Raw genomic sequence first — 387 nt, 5'->3', positions numbered from 1 at the left:
CTCTAAACGAGTCGGCACTGCTTAAACCTAATGCATCTTGAAAATCTGACACTGACATAGGTTCATATTCAGGTTGATTAATAATCTCTTCTATAGATTGCTTTAAATTCATTATGCCCCTCCTTTCTAATGTTAAAATCTCTTTTTATTCTGACCAGTCTAATGACTCTAAAAATTGATAAATATCTTCAAATACTTGTTCTTTCTCTTTATCAATCGTAATAACATGTCCAGATTCACTGTACCACTTGATATTTTTGTCATCAGAATCTACATGGTCATATATATAATTTGCGGATTGTGGATCAATCATATTGTCGTTTTCTGCTTGAATCACTAAAATAGGATACAACACTTCATCAACTTGCTCTTTAATCGTATCTAATG

Annotated in this window: 1 protein-coding gene; it reads right to left on the bottom strand. The window is 31.8% G+C overall.

Annotation, left to right across the window (positions count from 1 at the left end):
• Positions 1-145 precede the first annotated feature (145 nt).
• A partial coding sequence (locus D7Y13_RS44765) for an alpha/beta hydrolase (RefSeq protein WP_147452796.1) occupies positions 146-387 on the bottom strand: 242 nt, incomplete at its 5' end.

The organism is Corallococcus praedator (assembly GCF_003612125.1).
Lineage (GTDB): Bacteria > Myxococcota > Myxococcia > Myxococcales > Myxococcaceae > Corallococcus > Corallococcus praedator.
Note: the sequence above shows the minus strand (reverse complement) of the source record. Positions and strands in the feature narration are given on the sequence as shown.